This is a genomic window from Paenibacillus sp. lzh-N1 (genome assembly GCF_002872435.1).
Taxonomy (GTDB): Bacteria; Bacillota; Bacilli; order Paenibacillales; family Paenibacillaceae; genus Paenibacillus; species Paenibacillus polymyxa_C.
The window spans coordinates 4,266,323-4,284,830 of sequence record NZ_CP025696.1; the positions used below are offsets into that span (position 1 = coordinate 4,266,323).

General features: G+C 44.6%; 15 protein-coding genes. All 15 read left to right on the forward strand.

Annotated elements, in window-relative coordinates; all coding sequences use genetic code 11:
* Positions 1-235 precede the first annotated feature (235 nt).
* The gene (metH, locus tag C0638_RS19370) at positions 236-3,676 is read left to right on the forward strand and encodes a methionine synthase (protein WP_040103577.1); all 3,441 of its coding nucleotides are present in this window, start codon (positions 236-238) and stop codon (positions 3,674-3,676) included.
* Positions 3,677-3,755: 79 nt separating this feature from the next.
* Positions 3,756-4,688 (forward strand): ribonuclease Z, encoded by a 933-nt coding sequence (gene rnz / locus C0638_RS19375; RefSeq protein WP_040103578.1) that lies wholly within the window; start codon positions 3,756-3,758, stop codon positions 4,686-4,688.
* A 485-nt stretch (positions 4,689-5,173) separates the two neighbouring features.
* Positions 5,174-6,001 carry a TIGR01457 family HAD-type hydrolase gene (locus C0638_RS19380; RefSeq protein ID WP_058712056.1) on the forward strand — a complete coding sequence of 276 codons (828 nt, stop codon included), beginning with the start codon at positions 5,174-5,176 and terminating at the stop codon, positions 5,999-6,001.
* Between the two features lie 67 nt (positions 6,002-6,068).
* Positions 6,069-6,887, forward strand: a complete 819-nt coding sequence (locus tag C0638_RS19385) for an Fpg/Nei family DNA glycosylase (RefSeq protein ID WP_013371485.1) — start codon at positions 6,069-6,071, stop codon at positions 6,885-6,887.
* Positions 6,877-7,725 carry a deoxyribonuclease IV gene (locus tag C0638_RS19390; RefSeq protein ID WP_014599877.1) on the forward strand — a complete coding sequence of 283 codons (849 nt, stop codon included), beginning with the start codon at positions 6,877-6,879 and terminating at the stop codon, positions 7,723-7,725. Before C0638_RS19385 ends, C0638_RS19390 begins: the two co-directional genes overlap by 11 nt.
* Before the next feature lie 75 nt (positions 7,726-7,800).
* Complete coding sequence (locus C0638_RS19395) at positions 7,801-8,139, forward strand: cyclic-phosphate processing receiver domain-containing protein (protein WP_013371483.1); 339 nt, start codon at positions 7,801-7,803, stop codon at positions 8,137-8,139.
* Positions 8,136-8,450, forward strand: a complete 315-nt coding sequence (locus tag C0638_RS19400; RefSeq protein WP_058712057.1) for a thioredoxin family protein — start codon at positions 8,136-8,138, stop codon at positions 8,448-8,450. Before C0638_RS19395 ends, C0638_RS19400 begins: the two co-directional genes overlap by 4 nt.
* Complete coding sequence (locus C0638_RS19405) at positions 8,447-9,220, forward strand: ABC transporter ATP-binding protein (protein WP_013371481.1); 774 nt, start codon at positions 8,447-8,449, stop codon at positions 9,218-9,220. The genes C0638_RS19400 and C0638_RS19405 overlap by 4 nt, the downstream gene beginning before the upstream one ends.
* Before the next feature lie 22 nt (positions 9,221-9,242).
* Positions 9,243-10,301: a 23S rRNA (cytidine(2498)-2'-O)-methyltransferase RlmM gene (locus C0638_RS19410; RefSeq protein WP_102163874.1), complete on the forward strand. Its 1,059-nt coding sequence runs from the start codon at positions 9,243-9,245 to the stop codon at positions 10,299-10,301.
* 180 nt (positions 10,302-10,481) lie between these two features.
* Entirely contained in the window at positions 10,482-11,975 is a 1,494-nt protein-coding gene (locus tag C0638_RS19415; protein WP_058711862.1) for a serine/threonine protein kinase, read from the forward strand.
* 45 nt (positions 11,976-12,020) lie between these two features.
* Complete coding sequence (locus tag C0638_RS19420; protein ID WP_058711861.1) at positions 12,021-12,998, forward strand: SAF domain-containing protein; 978 nt, start codon at positions 12,021-12,023, stop codon at positions 12,996-12,998.
* A 22-nt stretch (positions 12,999-13,020) separates the two neighbouring features.
* On the forward strand, positions 13,021-13,734 hold the full coding sequence (locus C0638_RS19425) for a hypothetical protein (protein ID WP_013371477.1): 714 nt from the start codon (positions 13,021-13,023) through the stop codon (positions 13,732-13,734).
* The gene (locus C0638_RS19430; RefSeq protein WP_058711860.1) at positions 13,731-14,588 is read left to right on the forward strand and encodes a hypothetical protein; all 858 of its coding nucleotides are present in this window, start codon (positions 13,731-13,733) and stop codon (positions 14,586-14,588) included. Before C0638_RS19425 ends, C0638_RS19430 begins: the two co-directional genes overlap by 4 nt.
* Positions 14,588-16,423: an ATPase, T2SS/T4P/T4SS family gene (locus C0638_RS19435; protein WP_058711859.1), complete on the forward strand. Its 1,836-nt coding sequence runs from the start codon at positions 14,588-14,590 to the stop codon at positions 16,421-16,423. Before C0638_RS19430 ends, C0638_RS19435 begins: the two co-directional genes overlap by 1 nt.
* On the forward strand, positions 16,413-18,494 hold the full coding sequence (locus C0638_RS19440) for a hypothetical protein (RefSeq protein WP_058711858.1): 2,082 nt from the start codon (positions 16,413-16,415) through the stop codon (positions 18,492-18,494). The genes C0638_RS19435 and C0638_RS19440 overlap by 11 nt, the downstream gene beginning before the upstream one ends.
* Positions 18,495-18,508 lie beyond the last annotated feature (14 nt).

Sequence of the window (18,508 nt, forward strand, 5' to 3'; positions counted from 1 at the left end):
CCATGTCTTATCCAGTTGCACAATACAGGCTGAAACATTTATATGGGAACGACTATAGCTAAACGATACAGTTTAAAGACGTTCGTCTATAACGATGCATACTACAAAAATAGATCAGCTAAGTCGTTTATGAAGAAGAATAGCCTGCATAAAACGTATGTTTTTACTTCAATCTATCTAAATGATACGGTTTCTGCTAAACTAGGATTTAACGTTTTGCGGGGGTGAAGAAATTTTGGATAAAGTTAGCTTGCAGGATGCGTTACAACGAAGAATACTCCTTCTTGATGGGGCTATGGGTACTATGATTCAGCAGGAAGACCTTTCTCCCGCTGATTTTGGTGGAGAAGAGTTGGAAGGCTGCAACGAGATGTTGGTCTTAACGAGACCGGATGTCATTCAAGGGATTCATGAAGCATACTTGGAGGCCGGGGCAGACCTGATTGAAACGAATACATTTGGAGCAACATCCGTCGTTTTGGCGGATTACGATATACCAGAACGTGCCCGTGAAATTAATCTGGTGGCGGCCAAACTGGCACGTAACGCGGTGGATAAATACAGCACTGCGGACAAGCCTCGTTTTGTTGTAGGAGCTATGGGTCCAACCACGAAAACCTTGTCTGTCACAGGCGGTGTTACATTTGTAGAGCTGATTGAAAGCTATCAGGAGCAGGCTTTGGCGCTTATTGAAGGCGGGGTGGATGTTCTTCTGTTGGAGACCTCACAGGATACGCTTAACGTTAAGGCAGGCAGCATTGGAATTCGTCAGGCTTTTGAGCAGACAGGGATTGAGCTTCCGTTAATGATTTCTGGCACGATTGAACCGATGGGAACAACGTTGGCCGGACAAAATATCGAATCCTTCTGCATATCACTCGAACATTTAAACCCAATCTCGATTGGACTGAATTGTGCTACAGGTCCAGAGTTTATGCGTGATCATATTCGTTCTTTGTCTGAAATGTCCTCTGCAGCTATTAGTTGTTATCCAAATGCGGGCTTGCCCGATGAAAATGGTCAATACCATGAATCGCCGGATTCATTAGCTCGTAAAATGGCTGCTTTCGCTGAAAAAGGCTGGTTGAATATTGCAGGAGGCTGTTGCGGTACTACACCAGAGCATATAAGAGTAATGAGTGAAAGTATGGCGCAGTTTGAGCCTCGCCAGCTCGTAGGTCATCATCCTCCTGCCGTATCAGGCATTGAACCAGTATATATTGAACAGGATAATCGTCCGTATATGGTTGGTGAGCGAACAAATGTTCTGGGCTCCCGGAAATTCAAGCGTTTGATCGTAGAAGGCAAATATGAAGAGGCGTCTGAAATTGCCCGCGCTCAGGTAAAAAGCGGAGCACATGTCATTGATATTTGTGTGCAAGATCCGGACCGGGATGAAATGATTGATATGGAAGCGTTCTTGAAACTGGTTGTAAACAAGGTGAAAGTACCATTGGTGATTGATACCACGGATATTAAAGTTATCGATAAAGCACTTCAATATTCGCAAGGTAAGGCAATTATTAACTCCATTAATTTGGAGGATGGTGAAGAGAAATTTGAGAAAATGGCTCCTATTATTCATAAATACGGCGCTGCTGTTGTTGTCGGAACGATTGATGAACGTGGACAGGCAATTGCGCGTGAGGATAAGCTTGAGGTAGCTAAACGTTCTTATGATCTGTTGGTGAACCGTTACGGTCTGGCAGCGGAGGATATCATTTTTGATACGCTCGTATTCCCAGTAGGAACAGGGGATGAGCAATATATCGGTTCGGCTAAGGAAACGATTGAGGGCATACGTATCATTAAAGAAGCCCTTCCTGGGGTTCATACCATATTGGGCATCAGTAACGTATCCTTTGGTTTACCGGAAGCGGGTCGTGAAGTGCTCAATTCTGTCTATTTGTATGAATGCACCAAAGCTGGACTGGATTATGCGATTGTAAATACGGAGAAGCTTGAACGCTATGCATCTATCCCCGAGCATGAACGGAAATTGGCGGAAGATCTGATCTATAATACAAATGACGATACTTTATCTGCATTTGTAGCAGCTTTTCGTAACAAGAAAGTGGAGAAAAAAGAGAAGATATCAAACCTTTCGCTCGAAGAACGGCTGGCTTCCTATGTAGTGGAGGGAAGTAAAGAGGGACTGATCCCGGATCTGGAGCAAGCTCTCGCCAAATATTCTTCTCTGGAGATTATTAACGGACCGCTAATGAAAGGGATGGAAGAAGTAGGACGTCTGTTTAACAACAACGAGCTGATTGTTGCGGAGGTTCTGCAAAGCGCTGAAGTAATGAAAGCATCCGTGGCTTATTTAGAGCCGTTCATGGAGAAAAATGAATCCTCGGTAAAAGGTAAGATTTTGTTGGCTACGGTCAAAGGTGATGTGCATGATATAGGTAAAAATCTGGTGGAGATTATTCTATCCAACAATGGTTACCATATTGTAAATCTGGGTATAAAAGTACCACCAGAACGCATCATTGAGGCTTATCGTGAAGAAAAGGCTGACATGATCGGCCTGTCCGGTCTGCTTGTTAAATCGGCACAACAAATGGTGCTAACCGCGCAGGATTTGAAAAATGCGAACATTGATATTCCAATAATGGTTGGTGGAGCTGCCTTAACGCGTAAGTTTACTAAAAATCGTATTCGCCCTGAATATGATGGACTGGTAGCCTACGCGAAAGATGCTATGGATGGTCTGGATATTGCCAATAAGCTTATGGACCCTGAGTCCCGTAAAAAAATGGCCGAGGACATGAAGGCTGAGCAGGAGGCAGAAGCGGCAACGGTCGTGGAGGCCAAGCCGCTCCCTAAGTTAACTCGGGCTGTACGCTCTAACATTGCTCAGGATTTGCCCGTCTATATCCCACCGGATACGGATCGCCATGTACTGCGTAACTATCCACTGAACTATATTCTGCCTTATGTGAATATGCAGATGCTGATGGGACATCATCTTGGCTTAAAAGGGAATGTAGAGCAACTGCTAGCTTCGAGGGACTCGAAAGCGATTCAGTTGAAGGAAACCGTGGACAGCATTATGTTTGAAGCTGTTACAGACGGAATTATTCAGGCGAGTGCTATGTATCGGTTCTTCCCGGCTCAGTCCCAAGGAAACCAAATTCTAATCTATGATCCGTCGGATGTAAGCAAGGTACTGCACACATTTACGTTTCCACGTCAGCAGGTAGAGCCTTATCTATGTCTGGCTGATTTTTTGAAATCTGTGGAATCAGGGGTTATGGACTATGTAGGTTTCATGGTTGTTACCGCTGGTCATGGTATACAAAAGCTATCTACCCAGTGGAAAGAAAAAGGAGATTATCTGCGCTCACACGCACTTCAAGCGGTAGCGCTCGAAGTGGCAGAAGGGCTAGCAGAACGGCTTCACCATATTATCAGGGATAGCTGGGGCTTCCCGGACCCAGCCGATATGACGATGAAACAGCGGCACGGCGCTAGATATCAAGGTATACGGGTATCCTTTGGTTATCCGGCATGTCCGGATCTGGAGGATCAGGGACCGTTGTTCCAATTGTTAAAACCTGAGGACATTGGCGTTGAGCTAACAGAAGGGTTTATGATGGAACCGGAGGCTTCAGTATCAGCCATGGTGTTCAGCCACCCTCAGGCGCAGTATTTTAACGTCGAAAAGGTTTAACACCTTTATCAGATGGGATAGCAAATACCCTCCGAGCTTCGGAGGGTATTTGCTGGTCAGCAGGAAGAAGGTAAATGTCATGGAATTATATTTTCTCGGTACAAATGCAGGGGTACCTACAATTCAGCGAAATGTAACATCCATTGCTCTTCGTTTACTGGAGGAACGAAGAAGCATGTGGTTGTTTGACTGCGGTGAAGGCACTCAACAGGAAGTATTGCGTTCGCCGCTCAAGCTGAGCAGACTTGAAAAAATATTTATCACTCATTTGCATGGGGATCATCTTTTTGGTCTGCCGGGCCTTTTGTCGAGTAGGGCATATCAGGGGGGTACGGCACCTCTGACTGTATATGGACCGCCTGGGCTTCAACAATATATTGAGCTATCTTTAGGGATCAGCCAATCTCGTATCAATTACCAACTACATATTGTGGAGCATACGGGCGGGGTCCTGTTCGATGATGGTCAATTTCGGGTGGAATCCGCTTTGCTGGATCATCGGATCGACAGTTATGGCTACCGAATTGTAGAGATGGATAAGCCCGGTAAGCTCAACCAAGAACTGTTGGAGCGATACGGGATCAAGCCTGGCCCAGTGTACGGTAAATTAAAGCGTGGAGAAAGTGTGGAAGTAGAGGGTGGAGTTATTCTGAATCCTCAGGATGTATTGGGTTCACCTAAAAAAGGGCGGATCGTCACTATTTTAGGTGACACGAGACCCTGTCCGAATACAGTAGTGCTGGCACGAGATGCAACTGTCGTCGTTCATGAAGCCACATTTCTGCATGATCTGGCGGATACGGCGTACGAGTATCATCATAGTACGGCGCTTCAGGCAGCGGAAGCTGCCAAAGCCGCAGGCGCGGGGCAGTTAATTATGACGCATTTTAGTTCTAGGTATAAAGATCAAGAGCAGCTTCAGCCTTTGCTGGAGGAAGCGCGAAGCCTATTCCCCAATTCATTGCTTGCGGAGCAGCATGTGTTGTTACCGGTACCTGATATCGGTCAATAAACGATTGGAGAGAAAGGTATGTGCTTAGGTGCCGGGGCTTGCTCCGGTGCTTTTCTTTTTCACTAGAAATTATTTTCCGGGAAAGCGCAGGATGCGACAAGAGGTGAGACGTATCAGTATGAGGATGAATGAAATTGTTCTACCACATATGGAGGCATGTCATATTTGAGTTTCTATATATCGAATTTAAAGAATTTAGTTGCTTGAGTATGCCCAGGAAATACAGGAAATTTTCTTTGAAGACGTAGCATCTTCGATGGAATTCGACGAAGAAATGATCTTATGCTATGGGGAAGCGACGGCTTTTAGCGAGGGTTGACGCTATTTTGGATGGTTTACCAGCAATTCATGGACTTCATGAGCATTTTTGACTTAAGATAGATGAGATGAGTGGAAATGCCCGATTATTTAATGACCTGAATCATTCAGGTGGTTAAATAAAAAGGAGAACACCATTCATGGGGTGAATTATTATTTTCAATGTTATGATGTATGAAATTGAAGTGGGGGAGGGGATTACGATAAAATCGTTACTAATTGATCTGGATGGAACCCTTTATCATGGTAATCGGATGATCAAGGGTGCGGATCTGTTCATTTCCCGATTACGCTCAGAGCAGATCCCTTATGCATATGTCACAAACAATGCTTCACGCACACCCGAATCGGTGGCTGAGCATTTGATTGGTATGGGAATTGAAGCAGCTAGTCATGAAGTATATACTTCAGCGTTAGCAGCTGCACAATATGTTGCACAGCAAAGCCCTGGAGCTCATGTATATTGTATTGGTGAAACGGGATTACGCGAGGCACTCACGGGGGCTGGCTTGCAGCTTGTTCAGAACCATCCTGATTATGTGGTACAGGGGATAGATCGTCAATTTACATATGAAACGCTGGCAGCTGCCATGCGTTGGATTCGTGAGGGAGCCACATTTATTTTGACAAATCCGGATCTACAATTGCCTTCGCATGACGGACTTACACCAGGTGCAGGTACAATTGGAGCTGCCATTGAAGCTGCTTCACAGGTCAAACCGATCGTCATCGGCAAGCCTTCAAGCGTGCTAATGAATTATGCACTGAATCGCTTGAACATTAGAGCGGATGAAGCTCTGGTTGTGGGCGATAATATGCTTACAGATATTGCGGCAGGTGCAGCAGCAGGTTGTAAGACAGCTTTGATTCTGTCAGGCGTGACGACTCGCGCTAATATGGATGAACATATTCGTGCCGTTGGAGTGAAACCTGACCTGATGTTTGAAAATTTGGACGAACTGCAGGAATGGATGAAAGAAGAGCTGAAGTCATAAAAAAATATATGTTTTAGAAATTTGCGAGAATTAAAAGCTATGTAGCTACGAAAGGAAAGATGTTGATATGCCGGAACTTCCTGAAATGGAAAACTACAGAATCTTATTGTCAAAACAAATTTTGGACATTCCGATTACTGGAGTGACGGTTAGCCGCGAAAAGTCCATTAATACTGAAGTGGAAACCTTTAAAAAGCAATTGCTGGGTGCAACCGTTGTATATTTAGAGCGTCGGGGTAAGCATTTGATTTTTCATTTAAACACGGGTAAACGACTTGTGCTTCATCTAATGTTGGGAGGACTGTTGTATCTGGGAACGGAGGAGCAACGTCCAGACCGTACGATTCAGATCGAATTGGATTTTAGCGGAGTGAAGCTTTATTTTATCGGACTGCGCTTAGGTTATCTGCACTTGCTGACGGCTAAAGAAACAGATGAAGCTTTGTCAGACCTGGGACCAGATCCGTTAGACCGTCGTATGACGTTGGAGAATTTTACAGCACGTCTAAAAGGACGACGGGGAATTTTGAAAACAACACTGGTAAATCAGCAGGTTTTTTCGGGGATTGGAAACTGCTATTCGGACGAAATTGCTTATATCGCCGGATTTACACCGGGTTCCAAGGTACAAAATATTGTACAGTCTCCAGAAAAAGTGGAAAAGCTATATCATGCTACTCAATCCGTACTTCGTGAAGCTACTGCGGAGGGCGGTTATATGGAAATGCCTCTAATGGAGGGAGACACGCTAACAGGTGGCTTTGATCATCAGTGTCGAGTATATGACCGTGAAGGAGAAGAATCTCCAAGCGGTGGGAAAATTGTAAGAGTCGAGCTGGCGGGAAAAAAAGCATTTTATTGCCCGGTGCAGCAGCATGATGCCTAAATTGCTTATCGGCTCTCACGTGAGTACGCGTGGTGGCTTTTCCAAAGCTGCTATACGTGCACGAGAGCAGGGAGGACGTTCATTTCAATATTTTCCGAAAAATCCTCGTAGTCTCAAGCTGAAGGAATGGAGTTCCATAGATGCTGCTGCTTGTAAAACCTACTGCTCAGAGCACCAACTTCAATCTATTGCTCATTCGCCATATCCCGTGAATCCAGCTCATGGTCGCGAACGCGGTCAGGAACTTTATGAACTGATGGTTGCTTCATTACGCAATGATCTGGATATTGCTGAAGCCTGTGGATCGAAGGGGATAGTTGTCCATTTTGGGCATATGCATTCGTCTGACCCGCTGGAGGGCTATCGTAATATTATTAACTGTCTGAATGATGTGCTGGAAGGCTGGCAGGGAAATGCTAAAATATTAATTGAGAATCAGGCTGGGGATCACGGTCCCATGGGAACCACGCTGGAGGAAATGGTTCAAATTCGCCAGTTGTGTCGAGATCCTGGCAGCATCGGATTTTGCCTGGATACTTGTCATGCGTATGCAGCAGGATTGTGGAACGGTGGAATGGACGAGGCTTTGCTTGAAAAAGGGGACCGACTCGGCTATTGGCCAGCACTGTGCGGAGTTCATTTGAATGATTCCAAATACCCGTACGGCTCTAAAAAAGACAGACATGCGCGCGTGGGGCAAGGTTACATTGGTACTGAGGGCATGCGCTGGATAACAGAACAAGAAGCTGTAAGAGGTATTCCCGTCGTATTGGAGAGTGAGGCGGGACCTGATGGGACACATCAGGAGGACATTCAAATGATTCAAAGCTGGGAGTGAATTATTTTAAATAGATAATAGTGATCTTAGAGAATGGTGTAAGCTTACTTTTTTGGGAAGAAGGAGGAGAAGTTGGTGTATTTGTTTATGGACGATTATCGACCTTGTCCTCCAGGTTTTAAGCTGGCAAGGGATGCGGATGAGTGTCTGCTTCTACTTCATGAATACCCTATTTCGATACTATCGTTAGATTATGATTTGGGTCCAGGGCAACCGACGGGAAAGGATGTAGCTGCTGCTATTGCAAGTAAACAGTTATATCCGCGTGAAATTTACTTGCATTCCTCCAGTCCGCAGGGGCGGCGAGCCATGTATGATCTGCTTTATGCGAGTAAGCCGGAGGGAGTCACTGTGCATAACGGGCCAATTCCTGAGGTGCGTATGCAAGAGATCCTAAACGAGTCTAAGCGATGAAAGAGATCGGACAAAAAGAGGCGCGCCGTGCCATATGGGAAGGATGTAAGCTGGCTTTGTTTGTATACACTCCCATGTGCGGAACATGCGCGGCTGCCCGTAGAATGTTAGAGGTAGCAGAGCATTTGCTCCCCGAAGGAGCAGTGGTGCAGAGCAACATTAACTATATTCCTGAACTGGTTCAGGAGTATCGGATTTCCAGCGTCCCCGCGCTTCTTATATATAATGGTGAAAACAAAAATCCTGAAATCATCTACAAAATGGAATCTGTAGGACACTTGCTGAGCAGGATAAGGAGCGTGATGGAATGATATCCATAAAGAACATTACATTACAGCGGGAAGAAAAACGTATCCTGGACGATGTAAGCCTAGAAATACGAGAAGGTGAACACTGGGCTATTCTGGGTCGCAATGGTTCCGGCAAAACAACATTGTTGGAAATGATGACAGGGTATATGTTTCCAAGTCGTGGTACGGTTGAAGTGCTTGGGCAAACGTATGGTCAATGTGATGTGCGAGAAGTTCGCAAGCAGATCGGATACATTAGCCAGACATTACTGGAAAAGCTGGCGCTAAAAGATCCCGTTTGGGAAGTGGTGGCTACAGGTGCGTATGCTTTTTTGCGTTTTTATCAGGAGATTCCGACGGAGGCAAAAGAAAAAGCCGTATCTCTTCTGGAGGGTATGAATTTAGGCGATCTGATTCATCACCCGTTGGGCACATTATCGCAAGGAGAACGTAAAAAGGTAATGCTGGCCCGCTCGCTGATGGCTGAACCTCGTCTGCTGATTATGGATGAGCCTTGTGCCGGATTGGACTTATTTGAACGGGAAAAGATGTTGGTCGAGATTGATCGGCTTCGCAAGCGAGACTTATCAGTGGTCTATGTAACTCATCACATTGAGGAGATTGTCCCTCTTTTTACGCATGTTGCGTTGATTCGAGATGGCAAAGTCGCAGCTGCTGGATCGAAAAAAGAAGTTTTAACGAAAGAATTGATTATGCACACTTATGAAGTTCCAGTTGAGCTGGAATGGGATGGTGAACGTCCCTGGATTCGGGTGTGCACTGGAGGGTAACGTTATTTTGGAAGAACTATACATGAATACAGATGAACAGAGTGAATGCGCTTTGTCATCATCAAGATTTGTTTGTACGGCCAACCATGGTTTTGCACCCTATGCTCAAGAGGAGCTTAGAAGATTATTTGGGTCTGTAAAAAGTACAATGCTTCTACCTGGTGAAATTTTTTTAGCAACACTACCCGCGGGAGAAATTGAAACAGTGAGGACGATTACAGGCCAGCCACCAATGTTTCTTCGCCACTTGTTTCCTGTTCATTTTCAGGAGGAAGGAACGGATCTGGTTCAAGTGCAAGAGCGTCTGGTTGCATTTATCCGTAACCGCAGGGAACTGATAGATCAACGAGTTTCTTTGCAAGTACGCAAAGGAACTAATAGCAGTTGGACTGAAAGCGCAGGTGCACTCAGGCTGGCTTTGAGTGAACAATTAAGTGAACTACCTATGGAGTTGGTGGTACAAGGCGCCGATGTTATTGTGTCCGTTTTTGCAGATACGGATACGTGGTACGCAGGTGTATCACATCCTCAGGACAACCTATCGGATTGGAGTGGAGGTGCAGTTCGTTTTCAGAAGGAAGACGGACAGATCTCTCGTGCCAAATTCAAGCTACTGGAAGCAGAAGCAACGTTCGGTATTGATTTTAGCGCTTTCCATCAGGGACTAGATATTGGGGCAGCACCGGGTGGATGGACTTCCTTTTTGCTGGAGCGTGGACTGAAAGTTACAGCGGTTGATCCGGCCAAGATGGAGCCATCACTGATGAAGTACGCCAACCTGACGTTTTTGCGTAAAAATGCAAGTGAAGTCAAATTTAAAGAGAATTCGTTCGATCTGCTGGTTTGTGATATGAGCTGGAGTCCAAAACAGATGGCAAGGCTCGTTACTGATTTACTATATAGTTTGCGGAGTGGTGGTACGGCTATCGTAACAGTCAAGCTAATGCATAAAAAGCCCTTAGCGCTCATTCATGATGTGATTGCTTCATTTGAGGAGTCCGGCATGCAGATTCAGCGAGCTAAGCAGCTTTTCCATAACCGAGACGAGATTACCCTGTATATGATCAAGTATGGAAAATAATTCTTTACAATAGATACAGGTGTGCTATATAATAAAGCCAAATTGTTCCTTTAAAAAAATAATTGTGTTAAATCAAGGGAAAGCATCCCGCGAAAATTGTTTTCATGTCAGCATGAAGACTTCATTTTGCGGTGGCTTTCCCTTTTTTGCGTTGTCTGCTTTTAGAAGGGAGGTAAGAGAATGATGAATCAACCATCACGATTAGAGTTCGGGTCAATTGTCGGTGAGCGTTACCGAATAATTCGCACGTTAGGTTCGGGAGGCATGAGCCGCGTGTTCATGGCCGAAGATTTAAAGCTGCCGGGCAAGCATTGGGCGGTGAAGGAGTCGATTGCCGATCCAAAAATAATGAAGATTGTACGGACGGAAGCCGAAATGTTGATTTCGCTAAGCCATCCACGCTTACCGAGAATTGTTGATTTTTTTGAGTATCCTCCATCTGGTGCGGTATATCTGGTTATGGACTACATCGAAGGAATTACGCTGGAAGCATACATGAGGGGATACCAAGGCTATATACCACAGGAACAAATCATTCCACTCGCTCTGCAGGTATTGGATGTACTTGATTATTTGCATACCCGTCAATTACCAGTCATTTATCGGGACCTCAAGCCGGCGAATATTATGCTGACACCAGAAATGGAATTTAAGCTGATCGATTTTGGGATAGCGAGGAGTTATAAGTCCGAGCTGGATCAGGATACGATAAAGCTGGGCACAGTAGGCTTCGCTGCCCCAGAGCAATATGGAACAGGACAGACGGATGCTCGTTCGGACTTGTACAGTCTGGGGGCGTTACTATTGTATCTATGTACAGGTGGTAAATATAGCGAGTGGACTGCAGGAGTTGAAGGGTATATTCGTGGGGAATTGCCTCGACATTTGATTCCGATAATTCGAAAGCTGCTGCGGCATCATCCTGAGGAACGATTTCAGTCTGCTGAGGAGGTCATTGGAGAACTGAGGCGCAGTGCTGATTTTCAGTCTGCTCAACCAGGAAAATCTATGAGTAATGCTTCAATGGATTATGCTGGAACAAGGGTAGTGGCTGTGCTGGGCGTGTCTTCCGGCTCCGGTGCTACGCACACAGCAATTGCGGTGAGCCACTACTTGGCTCGAAGAGCCCACTCTGTAGCCTTGGTTGAGCTACATAGTACAGCTAAGGCATTCGCCCGACTGCAAGAAGTCGTGGAAGGCATACCTGTTGGACAAGCGAGTTCAAGTCGGCGTTTTGAAGTCGATGGAGTCCATTATTGGCGGCAAACATCTCGTGCGGATGTCATTTCTTTGCTGGGCGGCTCCTACAGATTTATCGTACTGGACTTGGGGAATGGGCAGGACAATGAACGACTGGAAGAATTTCTGAGAGCTGATTACCCGCTAGTTGTTGGCTCAGGAGCCGAATGGAGAGTTCAGGATATAACGGGCTTAGCCCGATCTCTTCAGCGTCATCCGCAACATAAATGGAATTACTGCTTGCCATTGGCATCCTCGGAGGCTGTCCGCAGGTTACGAAAGGAGCTAGAACACGATAAAGTATTTGCGCTGCCGTTCCACTCAGACCCCTTCGAACAGGATGATGAAATGGATCAGGTATTGGATGAGCTTTTTCGTGGAGTCATTACAGACACCCGGAAAAAACGTTTCGGATTCCTTAAACGGCAGCACTAAATAAATAGACATGTATATATCAAAAAGAGGTAGGGGAGAAGCTGTGTGTCTAAGCTAAGAAAAAGCAGCAAACAAAAACTATCCGCAGGTTGTATTGGCGCGGGAATTGTAGGCATGATCTTTGTGAGCTACCTTATACTGAATACCCATCAAATGAGTGAGATCAGGAAACAGGCAGAGGTGGAGGCAGAGCAGAAATGGAAACTGTATGAACAAGAGCAACGGACCGCGAAAACAGGCTGGGCGGTTGTTCGTGACATTTCACCAGGCGAGCAGATTACATCTAATGATTTGAAGGGAATTAAGGTTCCTGGTTCTCAAGCCCCGTCTAATTTATTGGCAAATAAAAATGAAGTTTCCGGCACTACAGCCAAGATAGAACTAAAAAAAGGATCTGTGCTTACATCGGCTATGATTACTGCTAAAGAACCGACACCTAAGGATTTACGCAACCGTGAGTTAAAAGTGGTGGTACTGCCCAGCAGCCTGAAGTCAGGGGACGAAGTAGATATCCGCATTCAATTTCCAACAGGTCAGGATTACATTCTATTATCCAAAAAGAAGATTTCCCGGCTGGAAGGCCCAATCGTATGGGTTACTATGAATGAGCAGGAAATACTATCGCTTTCGAGTGCTATTGTAGATGCCTATCTGCATAAAGCATCCATCTATGCTCTGACATATGTAGATCCCCAATTTCAGCCCAAGGCAATCCCGACCTATCCGCCTAATGCGCAGGTGTTAGCGTTAATGAATAGTGATCCGAATTTAGTCCGTGTTGCTGAACAAAAACTGTCCAAGCAGCTACGAGATTCTCTAGAAAATGCGATTGGTTCATCAAACAATGTGATTTCAACACCTGCGGAAAGAGTCCTAAGTGAGGAGGTTGCAGCTCAGCATGCGGGCACAGCTATTGAAGATGCAGCAAGCGGAATTGATGATACAGGGAGTGAGGAACAGGATCACAAAGAACAAACGAAGATTCTAACGCAGGGCGGCAGCTCTGATCCGTATGCCAAATAAATGAGAGAAAAGGAACGGAAGTATGAAAACATGGATATTTGCCGGTCTTTGTGACAAAAGCGATACCTTATTATACATCAGCAGCGTATTGGCAGCTTCCGGTCAACAGGTACTGCTTGTGGATGCTACACTGCGGGGACGGTATCGGTATAGCATAGGAATGCTTGATAAACCACTACCCATTACGCAGTTTTGTGGATTCGATGTGGCAATTGGATTTACAGCATGGGAAGATCTGCATATCGATATGCTGGCTGATCAAAATGAAGAACAGACTTATGACATTGTTATTTTGGATGTAGAGCTGCCTGATTTTTGTCCAATTTCGGTTTGGAAAACGGCAGAACTGCGAGTTTGGGTCAGTGATTATAGCCACATGTTAATGCACAACGGACAGAATTGGCTTGAGCATTTGTTTGACCAACCTGGTTTCCCCAAAAATCTTGTATTTCACAAGCTATTTATACAAGCAGTGGATTGTGGTGTGGAGGAAGCGTATTTGTGGGAATACATGAACCGCTTCCCTGCGTTATGGCAGCAAGAGCCGTATGTACTGCCATGGGATGAGGGGCAGCTTGCTCTAAAGCTGGAAAATGAGCATAAAAAACAGCTTCTGCTAAAACCTCTATCCAGAATATATAAGAGAGAATTGTGCCGTTGCATTGGGGAATGGATGAGTTGGGAGATAAAAGAGAGTCATCGTGCGCTAAAGCGTGCGGAAAGGAGGAGAGCATGAGCACCATTTTATTTTGGAGTCCAATTAAGGGAGCGAGTGGGAGTAGCTCTTTAGCGGCAGCAATAGCAATTACCATAGGTAATTTATATAGAGGAAGAATTTTATTGACTCATTTAGGCCGTAGGCATACCGGTATTGAATCAGGATTTCCTATACAGGAGTACGGCATGGACGATCCGAGTCTACAGATTCAGGAAGGGGGCTGGGAGGCTGTTTCACGTTTAGTTCTGAGAGGGACGCTGTCTAGAGAAAATATTCGTAACTATACAATACCTGTGTTAGAACACACTCTAGATGTACTTGAGGGAACCTCCGGCTTTGGAGCTGCACCGCCGCTACTTTCCCCTGATCTTGTAAGGGTGGTAATTGATACAGCGAATCAATATTATGATTTAACGCTGATTGATGCAGGGAGTGGGGGAGGCTGGGGGGCTGTACAGCATGAAGCATGTGCACGAGCCAAACTGGCTGTTCTTTCGCTCACTCAGAATATGCGTGAGTTGGACGCTTATTTTGAATCTGTGTCTCCGTTATCCACATATTCGTCATTACCCTTATTAATTGTCCTTGGAAAATATGATGTGCATTCACAAGCGAATGAAGCGAATATACGCAGGAGATATGGCTACAAGGGTACTTTGTATACAGTTCCTTATAGCACCGAATTTATGGACGCATGGAACCGCAGGGATGTGATTGGCCATGTGCAGCGCGAGGTGCGAAGTGGAAAAGATCAGCAACGCAAGCTTTTTATGTCTGTAGGATGGGCGCAGAGCGTACGGCAGATTAGCAAAGCTATTCTGGAGGCGGTAGAGTCCGATCTTCGGCTCAAGGCTTTGGAGAGGGGCGCTTAATGCTGTCCGCTCATATGATCAACGGGTTAATTGTTACCTGCATTGTGTTGTTGTGCATCGTACTGATTATTGTTAAATATCGAGGGAATCTTTACTCGCAACATTCAGCTCTTCGGGTAGAACCAAAGAACGAAGATGCCACATTCGAAACATTGATAGAATATATCAAAAATGCGCTTCATGAACTAAGTCACAGCCAGATGGCAGATGCCGGATTACATGAAGAGGAATATAGGCGGCGTATCCATCAAAGGGCGGAACTACGAAGGGCGTTAAAGGACTGTGCCAATGGCAGCAGTGGAGATAAACGTTTTGTTAAAAATCTGATGAGTGAGCTTCTGATAAACGGTTACGGTTTGAACGAGAAAATCGCCGATACTGTTATGCCATTCTCCAGACCTGAGTTGTTTGACACACAGGATCAATTCGAAATTATTTTTTACCAATATCAGCAGAAGTTTGGGGCGGATGCACTATCACGTTTACTGGATACTTATGACTTAGCCGAAATGAGGTATTCACAGCAAGGTGAAGAGGATGGAAGCTATTTCGTAACGACAGAGGATATCCGCTATATCTATGACTGTGAATACCGTCCCCTTTCCTTTATGGAGAAAGTGGATATTATTGTGCAGCGGATTTATCAAAATTATAAAGGCTTTTCTGTCATTGATGATATTCGTGACCAAAAGATCGATGGTGTAAGCGGGGGTGTCAGTGGTGTACCGGAAGGTGGGATTCCTTCATCACCACATTGGTCTTCAGATAGATTTGTATTTGAACAAACCTCTGCGCCTACTACAAATGGATATGAGAGTGTGTGGATTTTCTATAAAGGTAAAACTATCCATCTTTCATTCCTTTCCTTCGGATCGGAACGTGAGCTTAAAAGGGTATGTCAAAATATTTACAAATACAATTATCCAGGACAGCTTTCTGAAGCGAATGGTTATAAGGTCAACGAAATGAAGGATGGATCACGGGTAGTAGTAGTGCGCCCGCCTTTCTCTGAATCATGGGCTTTCTTTGTTCGTAAGTTTGATATTCAAAGCGCTTCGCTGGAACAGTTAATTAGGGGGCAAAACGCTGATGTTCCAATCCAGCTATTATCTTATCTAATGAAAGGCAGTCGGATTACTGCAATTACAGGTGCGCAGGGTTCAGGAAAAACAACATTGTTAATGGCGATGGTCAAGCATATTTACGCTTCGTATACGCTTCGCGTTCAGGAAATGGCCTTTGAGCTGCATCTACGCAACATCTACAGTCGCCGTAATATTCTTACCTTTCGAGAAACAGATCATATTTCAGGACAACAAGGTCTTGACTTGCAGAAAAAAACAGATGGAACCGTCAATATTCTAGGCGAAGTAGCGAGTGATGAAGTAGCTGCTTGGATGATTCAAATGTCGCAGGTTGCTAGTCTGTTCACTATTTTTACTCACCATGCTAAAACATTTCGTGATCTTGTATTTTCGCTTCGTAATTCACTGCTCAAAACTGGAGTATTTCAGCATGAAGGCATTGCTGAAGAACAGGTAGTGCATGTCATTAATTTTGATGTGCATCTCAAGCGTGATGCGCAAGGGCGGCGTTATATCGAACGGATCACAGAATGTGTACCGCGTAATCTAGAGCATACGGATGTAGGTCCCAATGCTTCATCGAGCTATAGCTATCGCCATGTTATGGAATATCGAAATGGAAGTTATATACCAATGAAGCCCTTAACAGCTAAAAGCGTAGAAGAAATGTGTGAGCAAATGAATGCTAAGGATGCTACAGATTTCCGCAGTTTTTTGACCCGTTATTGGGAGGAAGACTATGAGTCTTAAAGAAATTTTATTGTGGGTTTTGCTTATATCAGGTGGGGGATTTGCAGTTCTATATACAGTTTTGTATGGGTTGCATAAGCATAAGAGCTATGCAGTTCGCAGAGGTAGAATTCATTCTGTACAGGAAGCACGAAAGGGAAAAGCGGTACTTCAACGGGAACTTCAAACTTTAATGCATAAATTGTATACGCTGTGTATGAGGGTCCCTATCACATCTGGATACATCACAAGTGTACGTAAGCGACTAGCTGGTCAGCATGCATACGATGAGTATAAGCTTCGTCTGCAGACCATGAAGATGATACTGTTCATCTGGGGTATTTTTGTTTGCAGCGGCGTTGTGCTGTTGATGATGAAACCAGGAATAGAGTTTGCTATATTGGCCGTTTTATGTGGAGTGGTAATCAACAGTCTTGTTATAGATGTGGCCACTAGCCAAATGGAAAAAAGGCTACTTTCTCAAATGATCGAATTGTTCGCCAATGTACGTCATCACTATCATCAGCACGGTATGGTAGAAGAATCCATATCTGAAGCGGCCGATTTAGCAGAAGCAGAGGCTGGAAGACATGCACGGCTCATCCATGAGGCGCTGACAGATGCTGATCCGCACGAAGCACTCGAAAGATATTATGAATCAGCTCCAAATCGGTTTTTAAAAGCCTTTGCTGGTATTTCGTATATGGTAATGGAGTTTGGTGATCGGGTTGAGGATGGTGGTTCCATTTATTTAAAGGGGCTAAGCAGTCTTGCACGTGAAATCCAGTTGGAGTTACTGCGGAGAAATAAACTGGACTACCTACTAAAAAGTTTAAACGTGATCGCACTGGCTCCCGTTTTCTTTACTACCCCAATCGAGAGATGGGCGAGATCCAGCTTTCCATCCATGGATGAGTTTTATCAGGGGAAATTGGGTTATATCACAAAATTGACCGTTTACATTGTTATCATCCTATCCTACTTTCTGTTACAGAAACTGCAACAGTCGGACGAGACAGGATATCGTGCGGGTAAAGGGCGGAGGGTGTGGGAGCAGAAGTTATATCGTCTGCCCATCATTCGTAATATGGTGGATTCTTTAATTCCCCGGCAGCATATGACATCTTATTCCCAGATAACCCGACTATTAAAGGAAAGTGGTGCGGAGGTAAAGCTTGAGTGGCTCTACATACGTAGAATTGCTCTTTTTATCTTAGGATTAGTGCTTAGTATCAGCACCATATTTATTTTACATGAAGCTGAAAAAACGCATATCCTTCACGCACCAGTACAATCGGGTCAAATGTTTGGACGTTTAAGTCCGATAGAGGAAAAGGAAGCTTTGAAGCAGAGTGAGATTGACCGCAAAATCATACAAACGTTGAACATGAAAGCGGATAGCACATACGAGCGAGCGTACGCTGCTTTAGAACACTATGCTAATGGCACAGCTACTCCAGAGCAGCTATCCAGAAATACTCAACGAATTCTCCAAAAGCTGAAAGATTGGAATGAAGAATATATCAAATGGTGGGAAGTACTGATTAGTATAGTTGCTGGGTATGTAGCCTACCAAATGCCCATGCTTTTATTATATTTGCAACGGAAAATGCGTTATTTGGACATGAAGCATGAGGTGTATCAGTTTCAAACGGTTATTTCCATTTTACGGGTTATGGAACGAATGTCTGTCGAGGAAATATTGGAGTGGCTGAACAGATTTTCAGTTATCTTCAAAAGACCTCTGCAAAAATGTCTGCTTCATTATGAACATGGACCAGAGGCAGCTCTCGATTTGTTGAAAGAAGAAGCACCTTTGCCGGAATTTCAACGTCTGGTGGACAAGCTTTATTTATCTTTGGGGAAAATTACCATTAGAGAGGCGTTTGATGATTTGGAATCCCAGATGACCTACTATTTTGAACAAAGAAAACAGGAGTATGAAAAAATAATAGACAGCAAGGCAATCTGGGGGAGGATGATTGGTTTTGCCCCGATGTATGGTCTTATCTTTTTATATTTGGTGATTCCGCTGATCGGTATGAGCTTTGTTCAAATGGATAGCTATTATGAGCAAATACAAAAAATTTAGTAAGTAAATTCAAT

Coding starts and splice junctions, on each gene's coding strand:
- rnz (WP_040103578.1), top strand. CDS start 3,756: ATGGAATTATATTTTCTCGGTACAAATGCAGGGGTACCTACAATTCAG.
- C0638_RS19380 (WP_058712056.1), top strand. CDS start 5,174: ATGATGTATGAAATTGAAGTGGGGGAGGGGATTACGATAAAATCGTTA.
- C0638_RS19385 (WP_013371485.1), top strand. CDS start 6,069: ATGCCGGAACTTCCTGAAATGGAAAACTACAGAATCTTATTGTCAAAA.
- C0638_RS19390 (WP_014599877.1), top strand. CDS start 6,877: ATGATGCCTAAATTGCTTATCGGCTCTCACGTGAGTACGCGTGGTGGC.
- C0638_RS19400 (WP_058712057.1), top strand. CDS start 8,136: ATGAAAGAGATCGGACAAAAAGAGGCGCGCCGTGCCATATGGGAAGGA.
- C0638_RS19405 (WP_013371481.1), top strand. CDS start 8,447: ATGATATCCATAAAGAACATTACATTACAGCGGGAAGAAAAACGTATC.
- C0638_RS19410 (WP_102163874.1), top strand. CDS start 9,243: ATGAATACAGATGAACAGAGTGAATGCGCTTTGTCATCATCAAGATTT.
- C0638_RS19415 (WP_058711862.1), top strand. CDS start 10,482: ATGATGAATCAACCATCACGATTAGAGTTCGGGTCAATTGTCGGTGAG.
- C0638_RS19425 (WP_013371477.1), top strand. CDS start 13,021: ATGAAAACATGGATATTTGCCGGTCTTTGTGACAAAAGCGATACCTTA.
- C0638_RS19430 (WP_058711860.1), top strand. CDS start 13,731: ATGAGCACCATTTTATTTTGGAGTCCAATTAAGGGAGCGAGTGGGAGT.
- C0638_RS19435 (WP_058711859.1), top strand. CDS start 14,588: ATGCTGTCCGCTCATATGATCAACGGGTTAATTGTTACCTGCATTGTG.
- C0638_RS19440 (WP_058711858.1), top strand. CDS start 16,413: ATGAGTCTTAAAGAAATTTTATTGTGGGTTTTGCTTATATCAGGTGGG.